3 protein-coding genes are annotated in these 4567 nt (G+C 64.1%); 2 read left to right on the top strand and 1 reads right to left on the bottom strand.

The window, feature by feature from the left end; translation table 11 throughout:
• Nucleotides 1-976, bottom strand: a 976-nt coding sequence (locus EN964_RS25515) for a CHASE3 domain-containing protein (RefSeq protein ID WP_206528758.1), incomplete at its 3' end; no start/stop codon positions are given.
• Nucleotides 977-1234: 258 nt separating this feature from the next.
• Between EN964_RS25515 and EN964_RS25520 the strand changes: the two genes are divergently transcribed.
• Both EN964_RS25520 and ptsP read left to right on the top strand, forming a co-directional pair.
• Entirely contained in the window at nt 1235-2488 is a 1254-nt protein-coding gene (locus tag EN964_RS25520; RefSeq protein WP_013529459.1) for an aspartate kinase, read from the top strand.
• An 83-nt stretch (nt 2489-2571) separates the two neighbouring features.
• Nucleotides 2572-4567, top strand: a 1996-nt coding sequence (ptsP, locus tag EN964_RS25525) for a phosphoenolpyruvate--protein phosphotransferase (protein ID WP_127276887.1), incomplete at its 3' end; no start/stop codon positions are given.

Consider the following 4567-nt stretch of genomic DNA (forward strand, 5'->3'; position numbering starts at 1 on the left):
GGTCGGACATCCCGGTCAGCAGGCGGTTGGCGTCGACGATCTGCGGCGCCAGCGGCTGCTGACGCGAGAAGGCGAGCAGCCGGGCCGTGAGATTGGCGGCACGGGTCGCGGCATCGATCGCCGCATCGATGAATTGTGCGATGTCGTGCTCGCCGCGCGCCAGCTTGCGCTGGGCGAGGTTCATGGCGCTGATGATCACGGCCAGCATGTTGTTGAAGTCGTGGGCGATGCCGCCTGTAAGCTGGCCGACCGCCTCCATCTTGTGCATCTGGCGGATCTGGGATTCGGCCTTTTCGCGAGTCTCGATCTCCTTACCGAGGGCGACGTTCTTGCGCACCAACTCATCCTGGGCGACGGCCACCTCACGGAAGCGGCGGCGCGATTCCCTGATCGCGTAGCCGGCAAGCAGGAAGATCGCCAGCAGCGCCGCCAGCGAACCGATGCGTAGCCAGGCCTCGACCTGGTCGGTATGCGCGTCGCGCGCGGCGATGGCTGCGGCACTGATGCGTCGGACCGTATCCATGCTGGTCCGGATTTCGTCCATGACGGCCTTGCCCTGGCCGCTGCGAACCAGATCCAGGGCATTCGTCGCATTGCCCTGGTCGTACAGGGCAATCGTCTCGGCCAGTTCAGCCTGCTTTTGCGAAAGCGCGTCCTTGATATGGTTGATCGGCTGGACGAGCTGGTCGTCGGGGGCGGTCAAGCTGTCGATGCGGGCAAGTTGGCCCGGAATGGCGCGGACAGCGCTCCGATAGGGTTCGAGATAGGATTTCTCGCCGGTCAGCAGGTAGCCACGCTGGCCGTTCTCGGCTTCCTGCGCCAGAGAAAGCAGACCCGAAAGCAATTGCTGATATTCGATTGCCTCGCGCGCGGCGGCGCGGTTGGCCCGTTGTTCCTCGACCAGCATGGCGCGGCTGCCGACAATCAGCACCAGCACGGCGAAGCCGGCGACAAGCGGGAGCGATTGCCATCGCATGGCACGTCGAAGACGAGCAATCATCATCTGTTATGCCGAACCAAAAGAATTCCCCGCAGGCTGCATTTCGTAGGCGGCGGCGGGGCGGAAGGCAATATGCCGGGTTCTGGCGCCGGCAATCGGCCGCCAGCCTTGCGAAACCTTCATCATTTGGCTAAGGAGGCCGCGCATTCAGCGGCCGGCGTCAGCCGGCCTTCCGCTTTTCGGGATTTCGGCTTTTGGCCGGGATCCGGCTTCAGGCAAAGGCATTTCGCTCCCATGGCGCGCATCGTGATGAAATTCGGCGGAACCTCGGTCGCCGACATCGCCCGCATCCGCAACGTGGCGCGTCACGTAAAACGCGAGGTCGACGCTGGCCACGAGGTGGCGGTGGTCGTTTCGGCGATGGCCGGGAAGACCAATGAACTGGTCGGCTGGACGCGTGAGGCCTCGCCGATGCATGACGCACGCGAATATGATGCGGTCGTCGCTTCCGGCGAGCAGGTCACGGCCGGCCTTCTGGCCATCACCTTGCAGAACATGGGCGTGCACGCCCGCTCCTGGCAGGGCTGGCAGATCCCGATCAAGACCGACAATGCGCATGGAGCGGCGCGCATCCTCGATATCGACGGCGCGTTCCTGATCAAGCGCTTCGGCGAGGGCCAGGTGGCGGTGATCGCCGGGTTCCAGGGCATCGGCCCGGACAATCGTATCGCCACGCTCGGCCGCGGCGGCTCCGACACCAGTGCCGTCGCCATCGCCGCGGCGGTCAAGGCTGATCGCTGCGACATCTATACCGACGTCGACGGGGTCTACACCACCGATCCGCGCATCGAGCCCAAGGCGCGGCGGCTGGCCAAGATATCGTTCGAGGAAATGCTTGAAATGGCTTCGCTCGGCGCCAAGGTTCTGCAGGTGCGTTCGGTCGAGCTTGCCATGGTGCACAGGGTGCGTACCTTCGTGCGGTCGTCCTTCGACGATCCCGACGCGCCCGGAATGGGGGATTTGCTCAATCCGCCCGGAACGCTCATTTGCGACGAGGAAGAGATCGTGGAACAGCAGGTCGTCACCGGAATTGCCTACGCCAAGGATGAAGCGCAGATTTCGCTGCGCCGGGTCGGCGACCGGCCGGGCGTTGCCGCCGGCATCTTCGGGCCGCTGGCCGAGGCCAACATCAATGTCGACATGATCGTCCAGAACATTTCCGAGGACGGCAAGTTCACCGACATGACCTTCACCGTGCCGTCGGGCGATGTCGACAAGGCGCTGGCCGTGCTTGAACGCCTCAAGGCTTCGATCGGCTACGATGTCGTGCAGTCGGAAGCCGGCATGTCGAAGGTTTCGGTCATCGGCATCGGCATGAGGAGCCATGCCGGCGTCGCCGCCACCGCTTTCAAGGCGCTGGCCGACAAATCGATCAACATCCGCGCCATCACGACCTCCGAGATCAAGATTTCGATCCTGATCGACGGTCCGTATACGGAACTTGCGGTTCGTACTTTGCATTCCGTCTACGGTCTGGATAAGCAGTAGCGAGAACGATTTGAGTTGTTGCGTGTGCGCCGGTCGCGGTGGAAACTGCGGCGGGCAGAATGCCCATTGGAGAAGAAGCCGCGATGCGTGATCAGGCCAGTGGCCCGCGCGTTTTGCTCAAACGGCTCCGCGAGCTCATGCAGGAGCCGCTGGAGCCGCAGGAGCGGCTTGACCGGATCGTGCGCGACATCGCCTCCAACATGGTCGCGGAAGTCTGCTCGCTCTATGTGCTGCGCGCCGATTCGGTGCTCGAACTCTACGCTACCGAAGGTCTGAACCCGAACGCCGTCCATTTGGCGCAGTTGCGGCTGGGCCAAGGCCTGGTCGGCACGATCGCCGCCAGCGCGCGGCCGCTCAACCTGTCCAATGCGCAGGAACACCCTGCCTTCGCCTATCTGCCTGAGACCGGGGAAGAGATCTACAACTCGTTCCTCGGCGTGCCGGTGCTGCGGGCAGGGCGCACGCTGGGCGTGCTGGTGGTGCAGAACAAGACCATGCGCCACTACCGCGACGACGAGGTCGAGGCGCTGGAAACCACGGCGATGGTGATCGCCGAGATGATCGCCACCGGCGATCTGGCGCGGCTGACCCGGCCCGGCCTCGAACTCGATCTGCGCCGCCCTGTCAGCTTCACCGGCCTGTCCTTCAATGAAGGCGTCGGGCTCGGCCATGTCGTGCTGCACGAGCCGCGCATCGTCGTCACCAATCTGTTCAACGAAGACAGCGAGGAAGAGGTCCGCCGCCTCGAGACCTCACTCAGCTCGCTCAGGCTGTCCATCGACGACATGCTGGAACGCCGCGACGTCGCCTTCGAAGGCGAGCATCGCCAGGTGTTGGAAGCCTATCGCATGTTCGCCAACGATCGCGGCTGGGTGCGGCGGCTGGAAGAGGCCATCCGCAACGGCCTGACGGCCGAAGCGGCGGTGGAAAAGGTGCAGAGCGACATGCGCGCCCGCATGCTGCACATGACCGATCCCTATCTGCGCGAGCGGATGAGCGATTTCGACGACCTCGCCAACCGCCTGCTGCGTCAGCTGATGGGGCGCGGGCCGGAAGATGTCGCCGCATCGCTGCCGAAGGATGCCATCATCGTTGCCCGTTCAATGGGGGCTGCCGAGCTGCTCGATTACCCCCGCGACAAGATGCGCGGGCTGGTGCTCGAGGATGGTGCCGCGACCAGCCACGTCGTCATCGTCGCACGCGCCATGGGCATCCCCGTCGCCGGCCAGATGAAGGGCGCCGTTTCCATGGCGGAAAACGGCGATGCCATCATTGTCGACGGCGAAGAGGGCGTGATCCATTTGCGGCCGCAGCCTGACCTGGAAGCCGCTTATGCCGAAAAAGTGCGCTTCAGGGCGCGCCGGCAAGAGGTCTACCGCGAACTGCGCAAGAAGCCGTCGACGACCAGGGACGGTGTCCAGGTCGATTTGCTGATGAATGCCGGTCTCGCCGTCGACCTGCCGCAGCTTGCCGAAGCGGGCGCGGCCGGCATCGGCCTGTTCCGCACCGAATTGCAATTCATGGTCGCCTCGACATTTCCCCGGGCCGAAGCCCAGGAAAAGCTGTACCGCGACGTGCTCGAAGCGGCGCGCGGCAAGCCGGTCACTTTCCGCACCATCGACATTGGCGGCGACAAGGTGCTGCCCTATTTCAAGGGTGCGATCCAGGAAGAGAACCCGGCGCTTGGCTGGCGGGCGATTCGCCTGACGCTTGACCGGCCGGGGTTGTTGCGCACCCAGATCCGCGCTTTGCTCAAGGCCAGCGGCGGCCGCGAATTGAAGCTGATGCTGCCGATGGTGACCGAGCTGGGCGAGATCGCCCAGGCACGCGAGATCATCGATCGCGAGGTGCGGCATTTGTCGCGCTTTGCCCATCATTTGCCGACCAGCCTGAAGCTGGGCGCGATGTTGGAAGTTCCGTCGCTGTTGTTCCAGCTCGATGAATTGATGAAGGCGGTCGATTTCGTCTCGGTCGGTTCGAACGACCTGTTCCAGTTCGTCATGGCCGTCGACCGTGGCAACACGCAATTGGCAAACCGCTTCGACACGCGGTCGGGGCCGTTCCTGCGTGTGGTAGAGC

Source organism: Mesorhizobium sp. M7A.F.Ca.CA.001.10.2.1, from assembly GCF_003998575.1.
Classification (GTDB): domain Bacteria; phylum Pseudomonadota; class Alphaproteobacteria; order Rhizobiales; family Rhizobiaceae; genus Mesorhizobium.